This is a genomic window from Streptomyces sp. NPDC031064 (assembly GCF_055570965.1).
On the sequence record NZ_JBVIGF010000002.1, the window covers coordinates 341,827 to 364,039 of the forward strand.

The following is a 22,213-nucleotide window of genomic DNA, read 5'->3' on the forward strand; positions in this document are numbered from 1 at the left end:
CGTGGTTGTGCCTGCCGGGGTCATACCCAGGCCGGGCGGGGACGGCGCGGACGGTCACGGTGTTCGGACGGCGTGCGAGCCGATCCGGACAGCGCGGGCTGGGGCTGAGGGGGAGGGGGAAACGCCTGTCATGCCCCGTGGGTGACGAACCAGTCTCGCTCATTTGTGTAATGGCGCTGCCACGGACCGTGCTGAAAGGCTTTTCCTCAGAAGGTCAGTCCATGATCGAGAGGGATGTTCATGTCGGTTGGTTCGGTTGGCCAGGAGACCCGTTCCGAGCAGGCGCAGCCGCAGCAGAGTCTCGGCACGGCCGCCGCGCGGAACCTGGCGACCACCACCAAGTCGGTTCCGCAGATGCAGGAGATCACCTCCCGGTGGCTGCTGCGGATGCTGCCGTGGGTGCAGGTGCAGGGCGGCACGTACCGGGTGAACCGGCGGCTCAGCTACTCGGTGGGCGACGGGCGCGTGACGTTCGTGCAGACCGGTGAGCGGGTCGCCGTGATCCCGAACGAGCTGCGGGAGCTGCCGGCACTGCGTACGTACGAGGACGAAGCGGCGCTCGCGGAGCTGGCGCAGCGGTGCACGCAGCGGGAGTTCGCGCCCGGCGAGGTGATCGTCGAGGCGGGCACGGAGACCGACCGGGTCTTCCTGCTCGCGCACGGCCGGGTCGAGCAGGTCGGCACCGGGCCGTACGGCGACGAGGCGGTGCTCGGCGTCCTCGCCGACGGCGCGTACTTCGGCGACGGGTGCCTCGCCGACCGGGACGCCACCTGGGAGTGGACGGCCCGGGCCGCGACCGCGTGCACCGTGCTGGAGCTCACCCGCGCCGACGTGACGAACCTGGCGGAGCGCGCCGAGTCGCTGGCGGGCCACCTCCAGGCCCTGGCGTCCCTGCCGCAGCAGCGCACCAACAAGTACGGCGAGAAGGCCATCGACCTGTCGGCCGGCCACGTCGGCGAGGCGGTCGTCCCGCACACGTACGTCGACTACGAGGCCTCCCCGCGCGAGTACGAACTGAGCGTCGCCCAGACCGTGCTGAAGGTCCACAGCCGGGTCGCCGACCTCTACAACCAGCCGATGAACCAGACCGAGCAGCAGTTGCGGCTCACCGTCGAGGCGCTGCGCGAGCGCCAGGAGCACGAGCTCATCAACAACAAGGAGTTCGGCCTGCTGTCCAACTGCGACTACGGGCAGCGGCTCCAGCCGCACGACGGCGTGCCCAGCCCGGACGACATGGACGAGCTGCTCTCCCGCCGCCGCGGCAGCAAGATGTTCCTCGCCCACCCGCGCGCCATCGCCGCCTTCGGCCGCGAGTGCAACAAGCGGGGTCTGGTCCCCGGCTCGGTGGAGGTGGCGGGCCACCAGATCCCCGCCTGGCGCGGGGTGCCGATCTTCCCGTGCAGCAAGATCCCGGTCTCCGAGGCCCGCACGACCTCGATCCTCTGCATGCGTACGGGCGAGGACGAGCAGGGCGTCATCGGCCTCCACCAGACCGGCATCCCCGACGAGATCGAGCCCAGCCTGTCGGTCCGGTTCATGGGCATCGACGAGCAGGCGATCATCTCGTACCTGGTCACCGCCTACTACTCGGCGGCGATCCTCGTACCGGACGCGCTCGGGGTGCTGGAGAACGTGGAGGTCAGCCGCTGGCGGTGACGTCCTCGGTGGAGCGCGCGGGCGTGACCCGGCGTACGCGCTGACGCGGCGCCCGGTGGGACGTGCCCGTCCGGTGGGTTCGACCCGGGCGGGCGCGTTCCCGTGCCCGCGTACGTCGAAAACACTTGCGTAACCACTTCAGTTGAAGCACTATCACTGCCGTGGTCGCGAGCTCCGCTGCCGCATCCGACACAGAGGACATGACGTGCGAAAACTGACCTACTTCGTCGCTTGTTCGATCGACGGCTTCATCGGTGACCCGGACGGCGACGCCCGCTCCTTCATGCGGTACGTCGACGAGGACTACCTGGAGTTCCTGAAGAGCGAGTACCCCGAGACCGCCTCGACCGAGGGACGCAAGGCCCTGGGGTTCGACGGTCTGGAGAACAAGCGGTTCGACACCGTCGTCCAGGGCCGTGGCAGCTACCAGATCGGCCTCGACGCAGGTCTTCCCAGCCCGTACGGCCACCTGCGCGAGATCGTCGCCTCCACCACGATCGAGGAGTCCCCGCACCCCCATGTGGAGATCGTCCGCGAGGGCCTCGTGGAGCGGATCCGCGAGCTGAAGGCCGAGGATGGTGACCTGGGCATCTGGCTGTGCGGCGGCTCCCGGATCGCCGGTGCGCTCGTCGACGAGATCGACGAGCTGGTGATCAAGACCTACCCGCAGGTATACGGCTCCGGCATGCCGATGTTCGCCAGCGGCTTCGCCGTCGACGACTTCGCCCTGGACGCCGTGCGCGCCTTCGACAACGGGGTCGTGGTCCGCTGGTACAGCAGGAGGAGCTGACCGCCGCCTGTCCGGACCGCCGAAACCGCCATATCCTTGGCCCATGGGCAGCAGCGAAGGACGTGAGACCGTCCACCGCCCGCCGGCAGGGCCTGAGCGTCAGTGCCCGAGCTGCGGACAGCCTGTGGGCACGGTCCTCAAGCGACGCAAGATCCTCGGCGTGTGGGCCCCCGTGTGGGAGCCCGGGCCATGCCGCAACCCCGAGTGCGATCGGTACGCCGAGGCGCCCGAGGACGAGCCGGGCAAGAGCGCCAAGACCGGCTGAAGTCAGGCTCCGGGGGTGACCGGCCGCACGTCGGAGGCGGTCCTACCGCTACAGTCCGCGCCATGTCATCGGAGTCGACGGAAGTCTGGACCGGCTGGTACCGGGACCGCCGCGGTGCGGAAGCGATCACGATCGCGGCGGACGGGCGGCGCATCGCCACCCGCATCAGGGGCGTGGAGTACGCGGGCGCGAGCTTTGACGGGCTGCGCGCGGCGGAGGAGAACGGCGGCCTGCCCTTGGCCGGCTGCGTACTGGAGTGGGACCTGCCGCTGCCGGTCCTCACCGACGGCGCCACCCAACAAGCCACGCTGAGCTGCCTGTTGGCACTGGGTGAAGCGCTGTCCGACGGCTCACCCGAGCGAGTGGATCTTCAGTTGACCCTGCACTGCGGGGGAGCGGCGTACGAATCGGGCCTCGCCGGCGGCGATTTCGACCAGGCACTCGGCCGCATCCTGCGCCAGTTGCCGCCCGGCACCCGGTTCGGCCGCACGTTCCTGGAGGGCGCGGAGGCGGCGGCCTGACGCGTAGGGGCGGGCGGGCCCGACGCGTACGTGTGGGGGCCGCGGCCTGACGCCCGGTGGGTGGCCCGGTGGGCCGGTCGCGGCTCGCGGCCGGCCCACCGGACGGGTACCGCGCTAGGAGACCCTGGCCAGGGCGGCCGCGAGGCCGTTCTGCCACAGGTAGTCGACGCGGGCGCGCTCCTGCGCGTTCGGCTGGGCGTTCTGGCAGGACGGGCCGGGGCCGCCGCCGGACATCAGCTCACTGCACGGGCCGGAGTAGTGGTCGGGCAGGCCGAGGACGTGACCGGTCTCGTGGGCGGTGACGCGGGTGGAGTTGTAGATCTGGTTCTGCCGGTAGTCGAGGAAGATGTAGCCCCGGCCGTGGCCGTCGGTGCTGGCGTACGAGCCACGCGAGTCGTTGCCCTCGTAGTACCGGAAGTCCGGGTTGCTGCCCTCCTGGAGCTTCACGTTGCTGACGGAGCTGTTCCAGATCTGGGTGGAGCGGGCTATCTGGGTGCGGAAGCTGGGGGCGTTGGCCGCGGAGTAGACGACGGTGACGGCCTGCGCGCCCGGGTTGGCGGCGCGCTTTGCGGCGACCGACTCCATGACGGCCTCGAAGAACGCCCGGTTGGCCTTGGCGTCCTCGGCGGACCCGGCGTACGCCGCGTACGACGTCCCGACGGCAGGCGCGGGGGCGGTGGCCGGCGCGGCGGTGGCGGCCGCGGCCGGTGCGGCGGTCAGGGCGGCGGCGAGGCCGAGGGCGGCGGCCAGCACGGCCTTGGGGTGTCTCATGGGGGGCTCCTCGTGATCCTGAACGGCTGGGTGGGCCGTTCGGTTGGGGAGAGTGTCGGGGAGCCGGCGTGCCGTACGGATGATGTCAACGGGCGATAGCACCGGTGCATCACCCGTCCCTCAACTCGCCTTCCCTCTCTAGTGGTTCGGCCGTCAACCGTCCTACCCTCGGGGCATGGAGCTGGAGGTGAGGCACCTGCGGGCGCTGTGCGCCATCGCGGACACGGGCAGCCTGCACAAGGCGGCGCGCCTGCTGGGCGTCAGCCAGCCGTCGCTGACGACCCAGTTGCGGCGCATCGAACACGCCTTGGGCGCCGAGCTGTTCGCGCGCGAACGCACCGGGTGCCGGCCCACCCCGCTGGGCCACGCCGTCCTCAGCCGCGCCCGGCCCCTCGTGGCCCAGATGGCCGTGCTCGTCACGGAGACCAGGGCGGCCGCCGCCCGCGCCGACGGGGCCCGGCTGCGCGTCGGCTCCACCGCCAGCCGGGTGCTGGCGGGCTGGCTGCGGCGGCTGCGCGACCGGCTGCCCGGCACGGACATCACGCTGCACATGGACGTCTCGGCGGGCGCCCTGCTGCGGGCCCTGGCGGCGGGACAGCTCGACGTGGCGTTCGTCCACGAGGTGGAGGGCTGCCCGCTGCGCGTACCGGACGGGCTGGAGCGGCGCGTCCTGGTCGAGCGGGAGCCGCAGTTCATCTCCATGGCGCGGGACCACCCGGCGGCCGCGGCGCCCGTCGTGGAGCTCACCGACCTGGCCGGCGACCGCTGGATGGTCGACCCCACCGTGGACGGCGAGTGGGACGGGCTGCGCCGGGTGCTCGCGGCGGCCGGGATCGACCCGCCGGTCCTGCACGGCGACTACCACACGGCCGCGTCGCTCATCGTGGCCGGCGAGGTCGTGGCGCCCTGCCAGCCGACGTCGGGGCCGCGCGACGACATGGCGATACGGCCGTTACGGGACGACCCGCTGGCGGTGCGCCTGCTGCTCTACAGCCGCCCCGGGACGGACGCCGGTTCGTCGTACGCGGAGTTGGCGTACGCGGACCTCGCGGCCGCCTACCGCGAGGCGGCGCTGCGCACCTCGGCGTACCGGCAGTGGCTGCTGCGCCACGGAAGCCCGCTGGCGCGGGCGGCCTGAACCCCGTATCCCGGAAGGAACCATGGGCTCCCTCACCCTCACCGACGGCCACCTCGTCCTGCGCGAGTGGACCGACGCGGACGTCCCGGCCATGGCCGAGCTGTTCGACGAACCCGCCGTCGCCTACCGCACGCCCCTCGCCTCCCCCTTCGACGAGGCCGCGGCGACCGCGTACCTGGCGATGATCCGCCGCACCCGCGCCGACGGCACCCGCCTCCACCTGGCGATCACCCGGGACGGCGGCGCCCCTCTCGGCGAGGTGCTGCTGAGCCTCGCCCAAGGCGCCCTCGGGTACGCGATCGGCGCCCCCCACCGCGGCCAGGGCCTCGCCTCCCGCGCCACCCGGCTGCTCACCGCCCACGCCCACGACGTCCTGGGCCTGCCACGGGTGATCCTCCAGATCGAACCGGACAACACCGCCAGCACAGCCGTCGCCCGCGCGGCCGGCTTCCGCCTCACCGACGAGCCCCCCGAGACGGTCCGGAGCAACGGCCGCACCCACACCCTGCTGACCTGGACCCACGACGCCCCGGCGGCCGCTACCCCTTGAGCGCGTCCAGGGTCGCCCGGGTGTCCGCCTCCAGCATCGCCCGCACCTCGTGCTCGGCCGGCGGCACGGCCTTGTCGTCGGGGCCACCGCCGAACCAGGTCCAGCGCATCTCGAAGGTGAACCAGCCGTCCCGCACGGTCAGCGTCATGCCGTCGAGCGTCTTGTCCTCGCCCGTCTTCTCCGTCACCACGTATGCCTCGTCGCCGAAGCCCTTGACCGCTTCGGTCTCGTACACGTACGTCTTGTCCGACTTGTCCTCGTGCGACAGCGCCAGCGACCCGAACTCACCAGCGGGATCGGTGGCCTTGTGCCACTCGCCCTTGATGGACACGTAGGCACTCGACAGCGACTCCTCCCCGGCCTTGGCGTCCTTCAGGCTGCGGCTGCAGTAGCTCTGGTCGATGCCCTCCTGCCGGGAGGCGAAACCGTTGTCCGAGTCGTCGTCGTCCTCGCTCACCGTGTACCGCTTGCCGAAGCCGTCCAGGGACGCGGCGTCACACATGTCCTCCCGGTAGCGGTGCTCCGCGAAGTCCGCCCGGGCACCCCCCAGCGTGCCGGTCGCGAACAACACCCCCGCCCACACCGCCGACGCCACCACCACACCACCGACCGCCCACAGCCACCCCGGCACCGGCCTCCGCCCACCCGGACCCGGCGGCACGGGCGGCACGGGCGGCACCGGCGGCTGCCCCAGGACGTAGGCCGGCTCCTGCCCGGGGTACGAGGTGGGCTGATACGGGCTCTGCTGGTACGGATCGGGTATCGCCATGCGGGCAATCTACCGGGGGTCGAACCGGCCCCCGAGCACACGGCGTACGAGAGCCCCGCCCCGCCCGCCCCGGCACGGAAACGCACGGAAACGCACGGCGGCCCGGCCATGGCGGGTGCCGCATGGCCGGGCCGTCGTGTCGCTGTGCTGCGTGGGTGGGCAGCTCAGGCCTTCTTGGTCTCCCAGAAGATCTTGTCGATCTGCGCGATGTAGTCCAGCGCCTTCTGGCCCGTCGCCGGGTCGGTCGACGCCTTGGCGGCCGAGAGGGCCTTCAGGGCGTCGTTGACGAGCTGGTGGAGCTCCGGGTACTTCTCGAAGTGCGGCGGCTTGAAGTAGTCGCTCCACAGCACCGAGACGTGGTGCTTGGCGAGCTCCGCGCGCTCTTCCTTGATGGTGGTCGCGCGGGCCTGGAAGTGCGGGTCGTCGTTCGCCTGCATCTTCTCCTGCGTGGCCTTGACCGACTCGGCCTCGATGCGGGCCTGGGCCGGGTCGTAGACACCGCAGGGGAGGTCGCAGTGCGCGCTGACCTTCACCTTCGGGGCAAACAGGCGGGAGAGCATTGAGCCGTCCTTCCTCGTGATCGTCTTCTCAGGTGGGACATTACTCCGTGACAGACGGGTTTTCGCGAGTGCCCCCATGGGCTTACGACAAAAGTCCAGGGTGACCATGGGACTCGTGGAGGAAGGTCCAGGAGGTGTACCGGATGACGGAGCAGGAAGGGCGGGGACGCGAGCGGGGGCCGAGGGTGCCGTTCGGGGTCGCGGAGGTGTCGGGGCCGTCGATGGTGCCCACCCTGCACCACGGTGACCAACTGCTGGTGCACTACGGGGCGCCGCTGCGGGCCGGGCACGTGGCCGTGCTGCGGCATCCGTTGCAGCAGGACCTGCTCATCGTGAAGCGGCTGGTCGAGCGGCGGGACGGCGGCTGGTGGGTGCTGGGGGACAACGGGGCCGCCGAGGCCGTGGACAGCCGCGCCTTCGGCCCCGTACCGGAGGATCTGGTGCTGGGCAGGGTGCGGGCGCGGTACCGGGGGATACGGCCCGGGCGTCAGCGGTCGGTCAGGGTGGTGCTCTCCTGGCTGGTGTCGGCGGTGCGGCCGGTGCTCGCCGACCGTTCCGTCTCCAGGCGTTTGCGGGCCCGGTAGGCGGCGACGTTCGCGCGGGTGGCGCAGCGGTCGGAGCAGTAGCGGCGGGAGCGGTTGGTGGAGGTGTCCAGGTAGGCGTTGCGGCACGGGGCCGCCTGGCACAGGCCGAGCCGGTCGGCGCCGAACTCGGTCAGGTGGAAGGCCAGGCCCATCGCGGCGATCGCGGCGTATCCGGCGGTCGCGTTGGAGGGGTGGTCCGCGAGGTGCATGTGCCAGCGCGGCCGGCCCTCGTCGTCCAGGAAGTCGTGGCCGGAGATCTGCGGGCTGACCGGGAACTCCAGCAGCAGTGAGTTGAGCAGGTCCACGGCCCGCGTCTGGTCGCCGGCGTCGGCCGCGGTGAAGACCGCCCGCAGCCGCGCCCGTACCGAGCGGAACCGGGTGACGTCCGCGTCGGTCGCGCGCCGCGCCATCTGCGAGGCCTCACCGAACAGGTCGCGGACCGCCTCCACCGAGGTGAGGGAGTCCTTGTTGCGCGCCGGCTCCTCGGTGTTCACCAGACGTACGGCGTAGTCCGAGTAATAGGCCAGTTCCACTTGTAGTCCTTACGGCGGCGGTCTAGGGTCGGGAACTCGAAGGGGTAAGAGACAGGTCTGATACGAGGGTATTACGGAGGTCCTGGTGACGGAGACGGCTGCGGCAACCGACTGGCGGGCCTGGCAGGAGAGCTGGGACCGCCAGCAGGAGTGGTACATGCCCGACCGCGAGGAGCGGTTCCGGGTCATGCTCGACATGGTCGAGGCGTTCACCGGCCCCGCACCGAGGGTCCTCGACCTCGCATGCGGTACGGGGAGTATTACGGACCGGCTGCTGAAGAGGTTCCCGGACGCCGTCAGCACGGGCGTCGACCTCGACCCCGCGCTCCTCGCCATCGCCGAGGGGTACTTCGAGGGCGACGAGCGGGTGACCTTCGTACGGGCCGACCTCACCGACCCGGCGTGGGTGAAGGCACTGCCGTACGACTCGTACGACGCCGTCCTGACCGCCACCGCCCTGCACTGGCTGCGCGTCGAGCCGCTGGCCGCGCTGTACGGGCAGCTCGGCGGGCTCGTCCGCGACGGCGGCGTCTTCATGAACGCCGACCACATGCGGGACGAGTCCACGCCCCGCATCAACGCCGCCGAGCGCGCCCACCGGCACGCCGCGATGGACCGCGCCAGGGACGCCGGCGCCCTCGACTGGGCCGCCTGGTGGGAGCTGGCCGCCAAGGACCCGGTGCTGGCCGCGCCGACCGCCGAGCGGTTCGCGATCTACGGCGAGCACGCCGAGGGCGACACGCCCTCCCTGGACTGGCACGCCCGCACCCTGCGCGAGGCGGGGTTCGCCGAGGCGCGGGCCGTGTGGTCGTCGCCGTCGGACGCCCTGGTGCTCGCGCTGAAGTAGCGGCCGGGTACGCGAAGGGGCGGTACGGGTCACCCGTACCGCCCCTTCGTGCGCGGACCGCGCGCGTACTACAGCACCTTCGACAGGAACGCCTTCGTGCGCTCGTGCTGCGGCTTGGTCAGGACGTCCTTCGGGTCGCCCGACTCGACCACCACACCCCCGTCCATGAACACCAGCGAGTCGCCGACCTCACGGGCGAAGCCCATCTCGTGCGTCACCACGACCATCGTCATGCCGGACTCGGCGAGGTCGCGCATGACGTCCAGGACGTCACCCACCAGCTCCGGGTCCAGCGCCGACGTCGGCTCGTCGAAGAGCATCAGCTTCGGCTCCATCGCCAGCGCGCGGGCGATCGCCACGCGCTGCTGCTGGCCGCCGGAAAGCTGCGAGGGGTAGTTGCCGGCCTTGTCGGCCAGGCCGACCCGGTCCAGCAGCTTGGCCGCCCGCTCCCGGGCCACGGCCTTCGACTCGCCCTTGACCTGGACCGGCGCCTCCATGACGTTCTCCAGCGCCGTCATGTGCGGGAACAGGTTGAAGCGCTGGAAGACCATGCCGATGTCCCGCCGCTTGAGCGCGACCTCGCTGTCCTTGAGCTCGTACAGCTTGTCGCCCTTCTGGCGGTAGCCGACCAGCTCGCCGTCGACGTACAGCCGGCCGGCGTTGATCTTCTCGAGGTGGTTGATGCACCGCAGGAACGTCGACTTGCCGGAGCCGGACGGGCCGATGAGGCAGAACACCTCACCCGCCTGCACCTCCAGGTCGATGCCCTTGAGGATGTGCGCTGTGCCGTAGGACTTGTGGACGCCTTCGGCCTTCACCATGGCGGTCATGCGGTACCTCCCGTGGCCGGTCGGTTGGACAGGGAGAGCACGTTGGCCTTGATCTTCTGGAACACCGTGGGCGGCAGTTGGCGCGAGGAGCCGCGTGCGTAGTACCGCTCAAGGTAGTACTGGCCCACGCTGAGGATCGAGGTCAGGATCAGGTACCAGGCGGCGGCGAGGAAAAGCATCTCCACCGGGGCGCCGGACGTCTGGCCGATGTCCTGGGCGTTGCGCAGCAGCTCGTAGTACTGCACGGCCGCCACCAGCGAGGTCGTCTTCAGCATGTTGATGACCTCGTTGCCCGTGGGCGGCACGATCACGCGCATCGCCTGCGGGATCACGATACGGCGCAGGGTCTTGCCGTGGCTCATGCCGAGGGCGTGGGCGGCCTCGGTCTGGCCCTCGTCGACCGCGAGGAGACCCGCGCGGCAGATCTCGGCCATGTACGCGGCCTCGTTCAGGCCGAGGCCCAGCAGCGCCGTCAGGAACGGCGTCATGAAGTCGGCCCACTCGTCCTTGTAGACCGGGCCGAGGTTGATGTACTCGAAGACCAGGCCCAGGTTGAACCAGACGAAGAGCTGGACCAGGACCGGGGTGCCCCGGAAGAACCAGATGTAGAACCAGGCGATCGACGAGGTCACCGGGTTCTTCGACAGCCGCATCACCGCCAGGATGATGCCGCCGACGATGCCGATCGCCATGGACAGGACGGTCAGCAGGAGGGTCTGTCCCATGCCTTCGACGATCCGGTCGTCGAAGAAGTAGTCCGGGACGGCGCCCCAGTTGATCTTGCCCTGCGCGAAGGCGTAGATGATCGCGGCGAAGAGGGCGATGGCGACGGCGGCGGTGACGTACCGGCCGTAGTGCCGGACCGGGATCGCCTTGATGGCTTCCGGTCCGGCGGGCGGCGTGGAGTCCTCCGGGCCCGTCTTCTTGATGTCAGTAGTCAAGGTGGTGCCTTTCAGGGGCCTACGTGGCGCTGGTGGCCGGGATTCAGGAACCGCCGTTGATCTTGGCTTCGGTCACCGCACCGGCGGAGACACCCCACTTGTCCAGGATCTTCTTGTAATCGCCATTGGCGATGACGGCGTCCATCGCGGCCTTGATCGCGTCACGGAGCTGGGTGTTGCCCTTGGCCACGGCGATGCCGTACGGCGCGGCCTCGACCTGCGGGCCGACGATCTGGAAGTCGTTGCCGCCGCCCGAGGTCTTGACCGTGTACGCCGCGACCGGGAAGTCCGAGGAGCCGGCGTCGGCGCCACCGGCGCGCAGCCGGGTCTGGGCCTGCTGGTCGGTGTCGAAGGCCTCGATCGCGATCTTGCCCTTCTTCGCCTTCACGCACCGCGCGGACTCGGCCTTGGCCAGGTCCTCGGAGACGGTGCCGCGCTGGACGACCAGCTTCTTGCCGCACAGGTCGGCCCAGGTGTTGATGCCCTTGTCGGCGCCCTTCTTGGTGTAGATGGACACGCCGGCGTTGAAGTAGTCGACGAAGTCGACGCCCTCGCCGACCTTCTTCTTGGTCTCGGAGTCGATGCCCTGCTGGCGGTCCTTGGTGTCCGTCATCGCCGACATCGCGATGTCGTAGCGCTTGGCGCGCAGACCCGTGATCAGGGTGTCGAAGGTGCCGTTCTCGAACACGAACCGCACGCCGAGCTGCTTGCTCATGGCGTCGGCGAGGTCGGGGTCGATACCGACCGTCTTGCCGTCCTTGTCCTTGAATTCGACCGGCGCGTACGCGATGTCCGAGCCGACCTTGATCTCCCCCTTGTCGCGGATGGCCTGGGGCAGCCGGTCCGCGAGCGGTGCGGGGATGGCGGGCTTGCCGGTGGCCTGGTCCGTCTTGACCGGCTTGTCGGTCTGGTCGCCGCACGCGGTCAGCAGCAGCGAGCCGGCGACCGCGATCGCGGCGACCGCGGCCACCCGGGACGTACCCGACGTCCGGGTCCTGGTGGCGGTCGTACGGCGGGTGGTGCTTGCGGTCATGGTCGGGTTCCTCCGGCGGGTAAGAGGGGGATCCAAAGAGGGGTCAGGCACGCACCTTCGGGTGTCGCGACCTCGTGTGATTCCGCATCTTGCCATTCGGACTGGCCCAAACAGGGGGCCGCGCATGTCAAAATCGGGTAACGGGAGACCCCCGAACCCCAACAGGCCGGTACATCAAGGCCGGACCTTCTGCGGGGTTGCCTTCTTCCCGCCGGAAAATCTCCGGTTGATCTCGTCATTTGGACGCGATAGCAGTCGCAAACCAGGTCGCGTATGGATTTGTCCAGAAATCCGGCTATGAGTCATGTCACCGGGTCCCTGCTGTGGCCGGGGTCGAGCCGGACGCGATTTACGGACTCGTCGATGGAGCCGTCTGTCGGGTAAGAAGGACCTTTACACCCCTCATCCGGGGCTCAGGGCGCGTGTGCGGCGCGCCCGACGCGTACGTACCTCCCCCTGCAAGGGCGGGCCAACCGCCTCGCGCAGGCACGGACGCGGTGCCCGCCCACCCCTCCTCAACCAGGAGTGGCCACCCTCGAACGAAATGACTTAAGGGGTCAACAAATGGCAGCGGAGATCGTCAATCCTCGCAGCGACAGTGACAACAGTGCGGAGAGTGCCTCCGACGAGCCCTTCGATCCGGCGTTCGCGCTGCATCGGGGCGGCAAAATGGCCGTCCAGGCCACCGTGCCGGTGCGGGACAAGGACGACCTGTCCCTCGCCTACACGCCCGGCGTCGCCAAGGTGTGCAGCGCCATCGCCGAGCGGCCCGAGCTCGTGCACGACTACACCTGGAAGTCCCAGGTCGTCGCCGTCGTGACGGACGGCACGGCCGTGCTGGGACTCGGTGACATCGGCCCGGAGGCGTCCCTCCCGGTCATGGAGGGGAAGGCGATCCTCTTCAAGCAGTTCGGCGGCGTGGACGCGGTGCCCATCGCGCTCGCCACGACCGACACGGACGAGATCGTGGAGACCGTCGTCCGCCTCGCCCCGTCCTTCGGCGGAGTGAACCTGGAGGACATCTCGGCCCCCCGGTGCTTCGAGATCGAGCGCAAGCTCCAGGAGCGGCTCGACATCCCGGTCTTCCACGACGACCAGCACGGCACCGCCGTGGTCACCCTGGCCGCCCTCCGGAACGCCGCGAAGCTCACCGGCCGCGGCCTCGGCGACCTGCGCGCCGTGATCTCCGGCGCGGGCGCGGCCGGTGTGGCCATCGCCAAGTTCCTCCTGGAGGCCGGGCTCGGTGACGTGGCGGTCGCGGACCGCAAGGGCATCGTCAGCCGGGACCGCGAGGACCTGACGCCGGTCAAGCGCGAGCTCGCCGAGCTCACCAACCGCGCCGGGCTCTCCGGCTCCCTGGAGAGCGCGCTGGCGGGCGCCGACGTCTTCATCGGCGTCTCCGGCGGTACGGTCCCGGAGCCGGCGATCGCGTCGATGGCGCCGAACGCCTTCGTCTTCGCGATGGCCAACCCGAACCCGGAGGTCCACCCCGACGTCGCGCACAAGTACGCGTCCGTCGTGGCCACCGGCCGGTCCGACTACCCGAACCAGATCAACAACGTGCTCGCCTTCCCCGGCATCTTCGCGGGCGCGCTCCAGGTGCGGGCGTCCCGGATCACCGAGGGCATGAAGATCGCGGCCGCCAACGCGCTGGCGGACGTCGTCGGTGACCAGCTCGCCGCCGACTACGTGATCCCGTCGCCGTTCGACGAGCGGGTCGCCCCGGCCGTCACGGCCGCCGTGGCCGCCGCCGCGCGCGAGGAGGGCGTCGCCCGCCGCTGACGCCCGGCCGGTCCGCCCGAAGGGCCCTGTTCCGTCTCCCCCGGGAAACGGAACAGGGCCCTTCCGCGTACCCGGATCTTGGACTTTCCGCACAGGTCCTTGGACCGCCCGCGCAATGTTCGCCGCCGCTCTTCCGGAGGTTCACGTACGGCTGCTGTGATGCAGCGCGCCAAGCCACCCCACGGAACAACAGCACACAGGAGGCGCGAGTGAATCTGGTCGTCAACGGAGACGCCGAGAGCGGTCCCGGAGGTACCGCCGAGCCCGTCGGGACCGTCACCGGCTGGCAGGTCGTGCAGGGCGCGCCCGCCCTCATCGCGTACACCCTCGGCGGGGGCTACCCCACCGCCTCCGACCCCGGCCCGGCCCAGCGCGGGAGCCGGTTCTTCTCCGGCGGGAACTCGCCGCGCACCGCCCTCGTGCAGGACATCGCCCTGCCCGCGACCGGGCCCACCGGACACGCCGCCGTCGACGCCGGGCAGGTGCGGTACGCCGTGAGCGCCTGGCTCGGCGGATACGCCTCGCAGGAGGACGGCGCCCGGCTGTCGGTGGAGTTCAGGGACGGCAGGGGCACGCCGGTCGCGCTCAGCGTGCTCGGGCCCGTGACGGCGGGGGAGCGCAAGAGCCGTACCGGGCTGCTGGAGCGCAAGGCCGGGTCGCTCGTGCCGCCCGGCGCCCGCACCGCGCGCGTGCTGCTCGTTCTCACCCGGACCGGGGGCGGCACGTCGAACGACGGTTACGCGGACGGGATCACGCTCACGCTCACGGGAACCACCACGGGGGTACGGAAATGACGCTCGACCGACGCAGCCTGCTCAAGGCCGCCGGCGCCGCCGGGGCCCTCAACGTCGTCTGGCCGCTCAGCGCCGGCCTCTCGCCCGCCCAGGCGCGCGAGGCCGCCGAGGCGCTCGGCGCCGACTACGACCCGGCGCCCTTCACCCTCGGCGTCGCCTCCGGTGACCCGCAGCCCACGAGCGTCGTGCTGTGGACGCGTCTCGCGCCCGAGCCGCTCGCCGCCGAGCAGAACCTCCCGGACGTCGTCGAGGTCGAGTGGGTGGTGGCCGAGGACCAGGCGCTCAGCCGGGTCGTCGCCCGGGGCACCGCGCCCGCGTCCGCGACGCTCGGCCACAGCGTCCACGTACCCGTGGGCGGGCTGGGCGCGGGCCGCCACTACTGGTACGCGTTCAAGGCGCTGGGGGCCACCAGCCGGGTGGGCCGGACGAAGACCGCGCCGGTTGGCAGCGTCTCGCGGGTACGGTTCGCCACCGCCAACTGCCAGGCGTTCCACGACGGCTACTACGCCGCCCACCGGGGCATCGCCCGCGAGAACGTCGACTTCGTCGTCCACCTGGGCGACTACATCTACGAGCACGGTCCGGTCGGCGGCGACCACGTGCGGGACCACGAGGGGCCCGCCGTGTTCACGCTCGCCGACTACCGGCGCCGCCACGCCCTCTACAAGGGCGACGCCTCCCTGCGCGAGGCCCACGCCGCGCACCCCTGGTTCCTGACCTGGGACGACCACGAGGTGGCCAACGACTACAGCGGTACGGGCGGCGGGGCGCCGTTCATGCAGCGGCGGGCGGCCGCGTACCAGGCCTGGTACGAGAACATGCCGCACCGGGACGGCGGGGAGTCCGCGCTGCCCGACCCGGTGATCCACCGCGCCCGCCGCTGGGGCGACCTGCTGGAGCTGACCGTGCTCGACCTGCGCTCCTACCGCTCCGCCCAGAACCTGGCCAACGGCACCATCCTGGGCGCCGGCCAGAAGTCCTGGCTCAAGACCGGCATCGACCGGGCGCCCGACTCCTGGCACGTGTGGGCCAACTCGATCATGCTGAGCCAACTGCGGGGCCGGCCGGGCGGCTCGTACATGTTCACCGACCAGTGGGACGGCTTCCTCGCCGAGCGCAAGGAGGTGCTGAACCACGTCCACACCAGTGGCCTCGAAGACCTCGTCGTCGTCACCGGCGACTGGCACTCGGCGTTCGTCGACGACATCCGGGTGGACTTCGACGACACCTCCTCGCCGCTCGTCGGTACGGAGTTCACGGCCCACTCGGTGACCTCGGGCGCGTACTCCGCCGACTGGAACGCGACCAACGGCCCCCTCATGGGCCAGGCCAACCCGCACCTGAAGTACTTCGAGGGCAACCGGTACGGCTACGACGTCTACGACGTGACGCCGCAGCGGCTGAGCGCCCACATGCGGGTGATAGCCGACCGCCGTGACCCGCTCTCCCCGGTCACCACGCTCACCACCTTCCACGTGGACCGGGGGAAGGCGGGCTCGTACGAGGACCCGGCGACGAAGGGCTCGCCGGCCCAGTGGCGCCGGGACTGACGCGGGACTGACGTACGTCACACCGGTGCGCGGTTCCGCCGCGCACCGGTGCCGCCCTAATCTCAACGTCATGTTCGCTGCCTACGCCGCCCGAATCGACCGCGACCAGCCGCTGAACGGCCTTGAGCTGGGCGAACGCCCGGCCCCCGAGGTGCGCCCCGGCTGGACCACCGTCACCGTCAAGGCCGCCTCCCTCAACCACCACGACCTGTGGTCGCTGCGGGGCGTCGGGCTGGGCGAGGACAAGCTCCCGATGATCCTCGGCTGTGACGCCGCCGGACTCGACGAGGACGGCAACGAGGTCGTCGTCCACTCCGTCATCGGGCAGTCCGGGCACGGCGTCGGGCCGAAGGAGCCGCGCTCCATCCTGACCGAGCGCTACCAGGGCACGTTCGCCGAGAAGGTCGCCGTCCCGGCCTGGAACGTGCTGCCCAAGCCGAAGGAGCTGTCCTTCGAGGAGGCCGCCTGCCTGCCGACCGCGTGGCTCACCGCGTACCGCATGCTCTTCACCAACGCGGGCGTACGCCCCGGCGACTCGGTCCTGGTGCAGGGCGCGGGCGGCGGGGTCGCCACGGCCGCGATCGTCCTCGGCAAGGCCGCCGGGCTGCGGGTCTTCGCCACCAGCCGCGACGAGGCCAAGCGCAAGCGGGCGATCGAGCTGGGCGCGGTCGAGGCGTACGAGCCGGGCGCGCGGCTGCCGCAGCGGGTGGACGCGGTCATCGAGACCGTCGGCGCGGCCACCTGGTCGCACTCGGTCAAGTCGCTGCGGCCGGGCGGCACGCTGGTCATCTCGGGTGCCACGAGCGGCGACCGGCCCTCGCACGCCGAGCTGACCCGCATCTTCTTCCTGGAGCTGAAGGTCGTGGGCTCGACCATGGGTTCCAAGGACGAGCTGGAGGACCTGCTGTCGTTCTGCGCGGCGACGGGGGTGCGGCCGGTGATCGACGAGGTGCTGCCGCTGGACCGGGCGCGGGAGGGCTTCGAGAAGATGGCGGCCGGGGACCTCTTCGGAAAGATTGTCCTCAACCCCTCTTGATGGTCCGTCAGTTCCGCTGATGGGATCTCCGGCACTGTCCACCGTGCCGGAGGTCCCGCCATGCGCACCCTCGCCCTCGCACTCTCCGCCGCCCTGCTCGCCCTCGCCCCGCCCGCCCCGGCGGCCGCCGCCGAGCCCGGCATACCCCGCCTGGCCGACGACCGGGGCCGCGTCCTGACGCTGCGCGGCTGGAACGTCGAGGACAAGAGGAACCGCGGTGACGCGGCCCTGTCCGCCATCACCGAGAAGCACTTCCGCGACATGCGCGCCCAGGGCTTCAACTTCGCCCGGCTGCTGGTCTTCTGGGACGACCTGGAGCCGGTGCGCGGCCGGTACAGCGAGGCGTACCTCCGCAAGATCGAGCGCGTCCTGGACTGGGCCGAGCGGTACGACGTCCACGTCCTGATCGACGCCCACCAGGACGTCTTCGGCCCCGCCTTCGGCCACCGGGGCATCCCGGAGTGGGCCACCCGCACCGACGGCCTGCCGTTCACCCCGCACCCGGACGACTGGTTCGCCGAGTACTTCGAACCGGCCGTGCAGCGGGCCTTCACGCACCTGTACGAGGACGAGGACCTCCGTCGCGCCCAGGCCCGGATGTGGCGGGTCCTCGCCGACCGGTTCGAGCACCACCCGGCGGTGCTCGGGTACGACCTCATCAACGAACCGATGGGCGAGCTGCGCGAGGGCGAGGACCTGCCGGCGGCCGCCCGCCGGATCGAGCGCGACCACCTCACGCCCATGTACAACCGGCTGGCGGACGCGGTCCGCTCGGTCGACGACGACAACTGGGTCTTCGTCGAGCCGACCCCGATCGTGGGCGAGGGCGTGCCCACGGGGCTGGGGAAGATCAAGGACCCGAAGGTCGTCTACGCCCCGCACTTCTACAACACCGCGATGGAGGCGGGCGCGGACTACGACCCCTCGGCGGGCTGGATCGAGGCGTACGAGGCGGCGGTGACGCGCTACCCGAAGGAGTACGGCGTGCCGATCGTCGTGGGGGAGTGGGGCCCGCTGAACAACTCCCTGCCGAACATGGGCCGCTTCTACCGCGAGGCGCTGGCCTCCCTGAACCGCTACAGCTCCGGCTGGGCGGGCTACGTCTGGTGCTACGGCGGCGGGTACTGCGCGGTGGACGGCTCGGGCGCCTGGCGCACCAACAAGGAGCAGACGGCGGCGCCGTACGCGGAGGCGGTGGCGGGCCGGGTGGTGGAGCAGGGCCCGTCGCGGCTCGTGTACGTCGCCGGGCGCGGCGGCGCCACGGTGCTCTCGCTGCCGCCGAGCGCGACCGGCTGGCGCGTGACGGTGCAGGGGCGGGCGCGGGTGCTCCCGGGGCCGGCCGGGCGGGTGGTGGTACGGGCGGCACCGGGCGCGACGGTCGCGGTGACTGTCAACCGGGGTTGACGTACGGGTGATGTCAACGTAAGTTGACACCATGACCGAAGCAACCGATCTCGCCGCACGCGCGGGCGACCGCGACCCCCGGGTCGGCCTGCGGGCCGTGGCCGCGCTGCGGCGGCTGCTGGAGCAGTTGGAAGCCGTGCAGGTCCGCAGCGCCCGGGCCCAGGGCTGGTCGTGGCAGGAGATCGCGGCCGAGCTGGGCGTCAGCCGGCAGGCCGTACACAAGAAGTATGGGAGGCATTGATGTTCGAGCGATTCACCGAGGCTGCCCGGAGCGTCGTCAAGGGCGCCGTCGCCCACGCGGAGCGGTCGGACGCCGACTCCGTCACCGAAGAGCACCTGCTCCTCGCCCTGCTCGACCTGGAGGGCACCCCGTCGGCCACCGCCTTCGCCGCGCTCGGCGTCTCCGGCCGGCGCGCCTCCGTGGAATCCGCCCTCGCCGAGGCCCGGCGGCGCGGCGGCCTGACCCGGGCGGACACGGACGCCCTGGCGGACATCGGGATCGACGTGACCGAGATCGTCTCGAAGGTCGAGGCCGTGCACGGGGCGGGCGCGCTGGCGGGCGACCGGAGGTCCAGGCGCCGGTGGTCCGGCCACCGGCCCTTCACCCGCCCGGCCAAGGACGCGCTGGAGAGGTCCCTCCGGGTCGCCCTCGGCCGCGGCGACCGCCACATCGGCGACGAACACCTGCTGCTGGCCCTCGCCGCCCGTCCGGGCATCGTCGCGGACGTCCTCGCCGAGCACGGCGCGACGTACGGGGCGCTGGAGCGGGCGATGTCCGCCCGGAAGGCGAGCTGACCCCGGGCTCCGGGCCCACCTTGGAGCGGCCCGCTCCCGCGCGCGACGGGGCCCGCCCGGCCGGGGCGGCGAACCGGCCGCCCGGGTGGCCCGGGGTCAGTCCCGCGCCCCCCGCAGCAGCGCCACGATGTGGGCCGCCGCCGTGGAGAGGTGGCGGCGGGCCTCGGTGAGCTGGGGGTCGGTGACGCCGTGGTCGCGGGCCGCGTCGCGGATGTCGTCGCGGAAGCGGTCCAGCAGGCGTTCCAGGTCGCGGGCCGGGTCGGCGGAGGTGCCGGTGTCGTGCGCCCACTCCGGGGTGTCGGCCGGGTCGGGCTTGACGTAGGGCGGCCAGGGTGTCGTCGGCGCCGCGCCGCCGAGGAGGCCGCCCAGCTTGCCGGCGAGGTCGGCGAGGCCCTGGGCGCCCTCGCCGCGCAGCACCTGGTCCTGGACCTGCTGGACGATCCGCTGCATCTGCTGGCGCGCCGCCTGGGCGTCCTCGCGGGCGCGGCGTGACTCGTCCTTGGCCCGCCGGGCCTGGTCCTTCCACTCCTGCTTGGCCCGGCGCCAGGCGGCCCAGTCGTCGCCACCGGGCGCTGTGGTGTGCCGGGCCTGCCCCGCCGCGGCGCGCATCTCGCGGCGCAGCGTCCCCGCCGCGCCGCGCACGTCGTCGCGGATCTCGGCCGCGAGCTCGGAGACCGAGTCGCGGATCTCCAGCTCCAGGTCGGCCAGTTCGGCGCTGCGGCCGGCCAGCTCCTCGCGCCCGGCGTCGGTGATCGAGTACACCTTGCGCCCGCCCTCGGTGGCGTGCGTGACCAGGCCCTCGGCCTCCAGCTTGGCCAGGCGCGGGTAGACGGTGCCGGCGGAGGGCGCGTACAGGCCGTGGAAGCGCTCCTCCAGCAGCCGGATCACCTCGTAGCCGTGGCGCGGCGCCTCGTCGAGGAGCTTGAGGAGGTAGAGGCGGAGCCGGCCGTGGGCGAAGACGGGGGGCATGTCAGAGCGCCTTTCCGGTGGGGGCTTCCTCGGGCCGGCGGAGCAGTGCGATCGAGCCGGAGACCGTGGTGGCCTTCAGTGTGCCCCTGCCTTCCCCGAGCGTGCCGGTGATCTTCTTGGCGCCCCATTGTCCGCTGACCCGCAGGTCGTCGAACGCGCTGGAGACGGCACCTCCCGTGGTGTGGGCCTCGACCTTCGCGTTCGCGGGGTGGGGCAGCCGGATGGCGACCTCGCCGGAGACGGTGCTGAGCCGGATGTCGGTGGGCTCCTCGGCGGGGTCGAGGTCGATGACCATGTCGCCGCTCACCGAATCGGCCCGTACGGAGGTGCCGGCGCCCTCGACGATCGTGAGGTCGCCCGACACGGAGTTGAAGCGGAGGTCGCCGGTGACCGCCTGGGACTCCACGTTGCCGGAGACGGTGTCGGCGCGGACCGGGCCCGAGAGGCCCACGAGCGTGGTGTCCCCCGTGACGCCGCGTACCTCCGTACGCCCCCGGACACCCGACACCACGGCCTCGGCGCCGACCACGCCGACCTCGACGTCGGCGCCGGCCGGGACGGCGAGGGAGACGACGGCGCTGCGGTGCCACCCCTTGCGGTCGAGCCACTTGAGGAAGCCCTTCCAGGGCAGGTCCTCATAGGCGATGGTCACGGTGGAGCCCTGCTGCGTGACGATCAGCGGCGGGCCCTCGACCTCGGAGATCTCCACTCGCGTCGAGCGCTCGTCGGTGCCCACGACGTTGACCGTCCCATTGACGACGCGCACGTGGAGCGCCCTCACGGGCTCGTCGAGAGTCAGTTTCGTCGGCTCGTTGACGGACCACTCCGGCATGGGGCCTCCCCGGTATGTGACGCAACATATCGCGTCTCCTGTCGACACACGATATATCGCGGTCCGGTGAAGTCAAGTGCGCCGAAACCGGGCAAATTGGCCTAGCGTAAGGCCCATGAACGCGACTTCCCCGGGCGTGCTGCTGTTCTGCCGGGCCGATACGGCGTCCGTACGGCCCCCGGCCCTGCTGCTGCGCGAGCGGCTGCTCCTCGCCCCGGCCGGCCCCGACTGGAGCGTGCTGGTCCCCGAGGGAAAGCCCTGGCGGGACGGCGCCGAACCGGTCGACCGGGTCGCCGCGGGCTGGGCCGGCGCCCTGACCGTCGGTGTGACGTGGCCCGTGGTCGCCCTGTGGTGGGACGCCGACCGCGCGGGCTGCGTCCTGGCGACCGGCTTCCGCCGCCCCGTCGGCTACACCTGGCTCGCAGACGGCACCCCCGCCGGCGAGGACGAGGCCATGCACACCTTCGCCGCCCGACTCGGGCTCGACCCCGTCCTGGACATCCGGGACCTCGAACCCCTCACCCGCCCCGACAAGCACGCCGACGCCCCGGCCCGCCTGCTGGGCCTGACGGCCGTCCTGTCCCGGCACGGCCTCACCCTCCCGGCGGGGCTCACCCCCGGCGAGCCCGCCGTGCGCCTGTGGGCCGCCGCCGAGGCCCACGGTGCGGAGGCCGTCGAATGGCACGGCTGGCTCGACGCCGTACGCACTGAACTGGACGCCGTCGAGGAGGGCCCCCTCGGCCCCTGGATCTGCGGCCCGCGCGCCCGCGCCCTCGGCGCCGCCCAACTGGCGGCGGGCGTACCCCTGCTCGCCTGGGCCCTCAGCCGCCGCAGCCCCGGCTGGGCGGCGGCCGGCGCGCTCCTGATCGCCCAGGGCGCGCTGGGCCTCGCCTACGACCGCCTGCGCGGCCCCGCCCGCTGACTACTCGTCGTCGTCCTCGTCGTCCAGCCGCGCCAGCCAGGTGGCCAGACGCTCGACGGGGACCTCGAAGTCGGGGTTGAGGTCGACGAACGTACGCAACTGCTCGGCGAGCCACTCGAAGGTGACCTCCTCCTCGCCGCGCCGCTTCTCCAGCTCCTCGATGCCACGGTCGGTGAAGTACAAGACGTGCTCCCGGGTTCCTGCTCGGTGTTCCCCCTCAGGGTATGGCGTTCGCGGGCTCGGACGTGTCCGGATTTCGGCGCTCCGTGCTCTCGCCCGCGCCTGCCCCCGGCCAGTAGCCTCGATCTTCGGATCGTTTCGGCCCGGGACGGGGCCGACAG

The 22,213-nt window shown here is 71.7% G+C and carries 26 protein-coding genes; 16 read left to right on the top strand and 10 right to left on the bottom strand.

Annotated elements, in window-relative coordinates; translation table 11 throughout:
- Positions 1-240: 240 nt before the first annotated feature.
- The 4 genes from ACZ46W_RS08320 (at position 241) to ACZ46W_RS08335 (ending at position 3,232) form a co-directional block, all read left to right on the top strand.
- Positions 241-1,656: a family 2B encapsulin nanocompartment shell protein gene (locus tag ACZ46W_RS08320; protein ID WP_468333310.1), complete on the top strand. Its 1,416-nt coding sequence runs from the start codon at positions 241-243 to the stop codon at positions 1,654-1,656.
- Between the two features lie 205 nt (positions 1,657-1,861).
- Positions 1,862-2,446: a dihydrofolate reductase family protein gene (locus ACZ46W_RS08325; RefSeq protein WP_468333313.1), complete on the top strand. Its 585-nt coding sequence runs from the start codon at positions 1,862-1,864 to the stop codon at positions 2,444-2,446.
- Positions 2,447-2,489: 43 nt separating this feature from the next.
- On the top strand, positions 2,490-2,711 hold the full coding sequence (locus ACZ46W_RS08330) for a hypothetical protein (RefSeq protein WP_468333316.1): 222 nt from the start codon (positions 2,490-2,492) through the stop codon (positions 2,709-2,711).
- A 62-nt stretch (positions 2,712-2,773) separates the two neighbouring features.
- Positions 2,774-3,232 carry a DUF6304 family protein gene (locus ACZ46W_RS08335; protein WP_468333319.1) on the top strand — a complete coding sequence of 153 codons (459 nt, stop codon included), beginning with the start codon at positions 2,774-2,776 and terminating at the stop codon, positions 3,230-3,232.
- Positions 3,233-3,346: 114 nt separating this feature from the next.
- On the opposite strand, the gene snpA is transcribed toward ACZ46W_RS08335, so the two are convergent.
- The gene (gene snpA, locus ACZ46W_RS08340; RefSeq protein ID WP_468333322.1) at positions 3,347-4,003 is read right to left on the bottom strand and encodes a snapalysin; all 657 of its coding nucleotides are present in this window, start codon (positions 4,001-4,003) and stop codon (positions 3,347-3,349) included.
- A 175-nt stretch (positions 4,004-4,178) separates the two neighbouring features.
- Between snpA and ACZ46W_RS08345 the strand changes: the two genes are divergently transcribed.
- Entirely contained in the window at positions 4,179-5,141 is a 963-nt protein-coding gene (locus tag ACZ46W_RS08345; RefSeq protein ID WP_468333325.1) for a LysR family transcriptional regulator, read from the top strand.
- A 22-nt stretch (positions 5,142-5,163) separates the two neighbouring features.
- On the top strand, positions 5,164-5,691 hold the full coding sequence (locus ACZ46W_RS08350) for a GNAT family N-acetyltransferase (protein ID WP_468333328.1): 528 nt from the start codon (positions 5,164-5,166) through the stop codon (positions 5,689-5,691).
- Here the strand turns inward: ACZ46W_RS08350 and ACZ46W_RS08355 are convergent.
- Positions 5,681-6,460, bottom strand: coding sequence for a hypothetical protein (locus ACZ46W_RS08355; protein ID WP_468333331.1), 780 nt, complete (start codon positions 6,458-6,460; stop codon positions 5,681-5,683). The genes ACZ46W_RS08350 and ACZ46W_RS08355 overlap by 11 nt on opposite strands.
- Positions 6,461-6,624: 164 nt before the next feature.
- Positions 6,625-7,020 carry a superoxide dismutase, Ni gene (gene sodN, locus ACZ46W_RS08360; RefSeq protein ID WP_084895967.1) on the bottom strand — a complete coding sequence of 132 codons (396 nt, stop codon included), beginning with the start codon at positions 7,018-7,020 and terminating at the stop codon, positions 6,625-6,627.
- 143 nt (positions 7,021-7,163) lie between these two features.
- Between sodN and sodX the strand changes: the two genes are divergently transcribed.
- On the top strand, positions 7,164-7,604 hold the full coding sequence (gene sodX / locus ACZ46W_RS08365; protein ID WP_366127506.1) for a nickel-type superoxide dismutase maturation protease: 441 nt from the start codon (positions 7,164-7,166) through the stop codon (positions 7,602-7,604).
- On the opposite strand, the gene ACZ46W_RS08370 is transcribed toward sodX, so the two are convergent.
- Complete coding sequence (locus ACZ46W_RS08370; protein WP_366127505.1) at positions 7,508-8,137, bottom strand: CGNR zinc finger domain-containing protein; 630 nt, start codon at positions 8,135-8,137, stop codon at positions 7,508-7,510. The two genes, sodX and ACZ46W_RS08370, sit on opposite strands and share 97 nt — an antisense overlap.
- Before the next feature lie 85 nt (positions 8,138-8,222).
- Here ACZ46W_RS08370 and ACZ46W_RS08375 point away from each other — a divergent pair, with 85 nt between their 5' ends.
- Positions 8,223-8,984, top strand: coding sequence for a class I SAM-dependent methyltransferase (locus ACZ46W_RS08375; protein WP_468333337.1), 762 nt, complete (start codon positions 8,223-8,225; stop codon positions 8,982-8,984).
- 68 nt (positions 8,985-9,052) lie between these two features.
- Here ACZ46W_RS08375 and ACZ46W_RS08380 read toward each other — a convergent pair whose 3' ends face one another.
- From ACZ46W_RS08380 to ACZ46W_RS08390, 3 genes are read right to left on the bottom strand one after another with little or no spacing between them, the layout of a single operon-like run.
- A complete protein-coding gene (locus ACZ46W_RS08380) occupies positions 9,053-9,814 on the bottom strand; it encodes an amino acid ABC transporter ATP-binding protein (RefSeq protein ID WP_468333340.1) in 762 nt (253 codons plus the stop codon).
- A complete protein-coding gene (locus ACZ46W_RS08385) occupies positions 9,811-10,755 on the bottom strand; it encodes an amino acid ABC transporter permease (RefSeq protein ID WP_468333343.1) in 945 nt (314 codons plus the stop codon). The genes ACZ46W_RS08380 and ACZ46W_RS08385 overlap by 4 nt, the downstream gene beginning before the upstream one ends.
- A 43-nt stretch (positions 10,756-10,798) precedes the next feature.
- Positions 10,799-11,788, bottom strand: a complete 990-nt coding sequence (locus ACZ46W_RS08390) for an ABC transporter substrate-binding protein (RefSeq protein WP_468333346.1) — start codon at positions 11,786-11,788, stop codon at positions 10,799-10,801.
- Positions 11,789-12,352: 564 nt separating this feature from the next.
- Between ACZ46W_RS08390 and ACZ46W_RS08395 the strand changes: the two genes are divergently transcribed.
- The 7 genes from ACZ46W_RS08395 to ACZ46W_RS08425 all read left to right on the top strand — a co-directional run bounded on the left by ACZ46W_RS08395 (position 12,353) and on the right by ACZ46W_RS08425 (position 19,149).
- On the top strand, positions 12,353-13,570 hold the full coding sequence (locus ACZ46W_RS08395; protein ID WP_366127500.1) for an NAD(P)-dependent malic enzyme: 1,218 nt from the start codon (positions 12,353-12,355) through the stop codon (positions 13,568-13,570).
- Positions 13,571-13,779: 209 nt separating this feature from the next.
- Positions 13,780-14,364: a phosphoesterase gene (locus ACZ46W_RS08400; RefSeq protein ID WP_468333350.1), complete on the top strand. Its 585-nt coding sequence runs from the start codon at positions 13,780-13,782 to the stop codon at positions 14,362-14,364.
- A complete protein-coding gene (locus ACZ46W_RS08405) occupies positions 14,361-15,914 on the top strand; it encodes an alkaline phosphatase D family protein (protein WP_468333353.1) in 1,554 nt (517 codons plus the stop codon). Before ACZ46W_RS08400 ends, ACZ46W_RS08405 begins: the two co-directional genes overlap by 4 nt.
- 70 nt (positions 15,915-15,984) lie before the next feature.
- Positions 15,985-16,950 (top strand): zinc-binding dehydrogenase, encoded by a 966-nt coding sequence (locus tag ACZ46W_RS08410; RefSeq protein ID WP_468333356.1) that lies wholly within the window; start codon positions 15,985-15,987, stop codon positions 16,948-16,950.
- 60 nt (positions 16,951-17,010) lie between these two features.
- Positions 17,011-18,354 (top strand): glycoside hydrolase family 5 protein, encoded by a 1,344-nt coding sequence (locus ACZ46W_RS08415; protein ID WP_468333359.1) that lies wholly within the window; start codon positions 17,011-17,013, stop codon positions 18,352-18,354.
- Between the two features lie 31 nt (positions 18,355-18,385).
- Positions 18,386-18,595, top strand: coding sequence for a helix-turn-helix domain-containing protein (locus ACZ46W_RS08420; RefSeq protein ID WP_056794174.1), 210 nt, complete (start codon positions 18,386-18,388; stop codon positions 18,593-18,595).
- Positions 18,595-19,149: a Clp protease N-terminal domain-containing protein gene (locus tag ACZ46W_RS08425; RefSeq protein WP_468333362.1), complete on the top strand. Its 555-nt coding sequence runs from the start codon at positions 18,595-18,597 to the stop codon at positions 19,147-19,149. Before ACZ46W_RS08420 ends, ACZ46W_RS08425 begins: the two co-directional genes overlap by 1 nt.
- A 96-nt stretch (positions 19,150-19,245) precedes the next feature.
- Here the strand turns inward: ACZ46W_RS08425 and ACZ46W_RS08430 are convergent, their stop codons facing one another.
- On the bottom strand, positions 19,246-20,118 hold the full coding sequence (locus ACZ46W_RS08430; protein WP_468333366.1) for a PadR family transcriptional regulator: 873 nt from the start codon (positions 20,116-20,118) through the stop codon (positions 19,246-19,248).
- A 1-nt stretch (position 20,119) separates the two neighbouring features.
- The gene (locus ACZ46W_RS08435) at positions 20,120-20,950 is read right to left on the bottom strand and encodes a DUF4097 family beta strand repeat-containing protein (RefSeq protein ID WP_468333369.1); all 831 of its coding nucleotides are present in this window, start codon (positions 20,948-20,950) and stop codon (positions 20,120-20,122) included.
- 115 nt (positions 20,951-21,065) lie between these two features.
- Between ACZ46W_RS08435 and ACZ46W_RS08440 the strand changes: the two genes are divergently transcribed.
- The gene (locus tag ACZ46W_RS08440) at positions 21,066-21,872 is read left to right on the top strand and encodes a hypothetical protein (RefSeq protein ID WP_468333372.1); all 807 of its coding nucleotides are present in this window, start codon (positions 21,066-21,068) and stop codon (positions 21,870-21,872) included.
- Here ACZ46W_RS08440 and ACZ46W_RS08445 read toward each other — a convergent pair whose 3' ends face one another.
- A complete protein-coding gene (locus tag ACZ46W_RS08445; RefSeq protein WP_019075209.1) occupies positions 21,873-22,055 on the bottom strand; it encodes a DUF6104 family protein in 183 nt (60 codons plus the stop codon).
- Between the last annotated feature and the right edge of the window lie 158 nt (positions 22,056-22,213).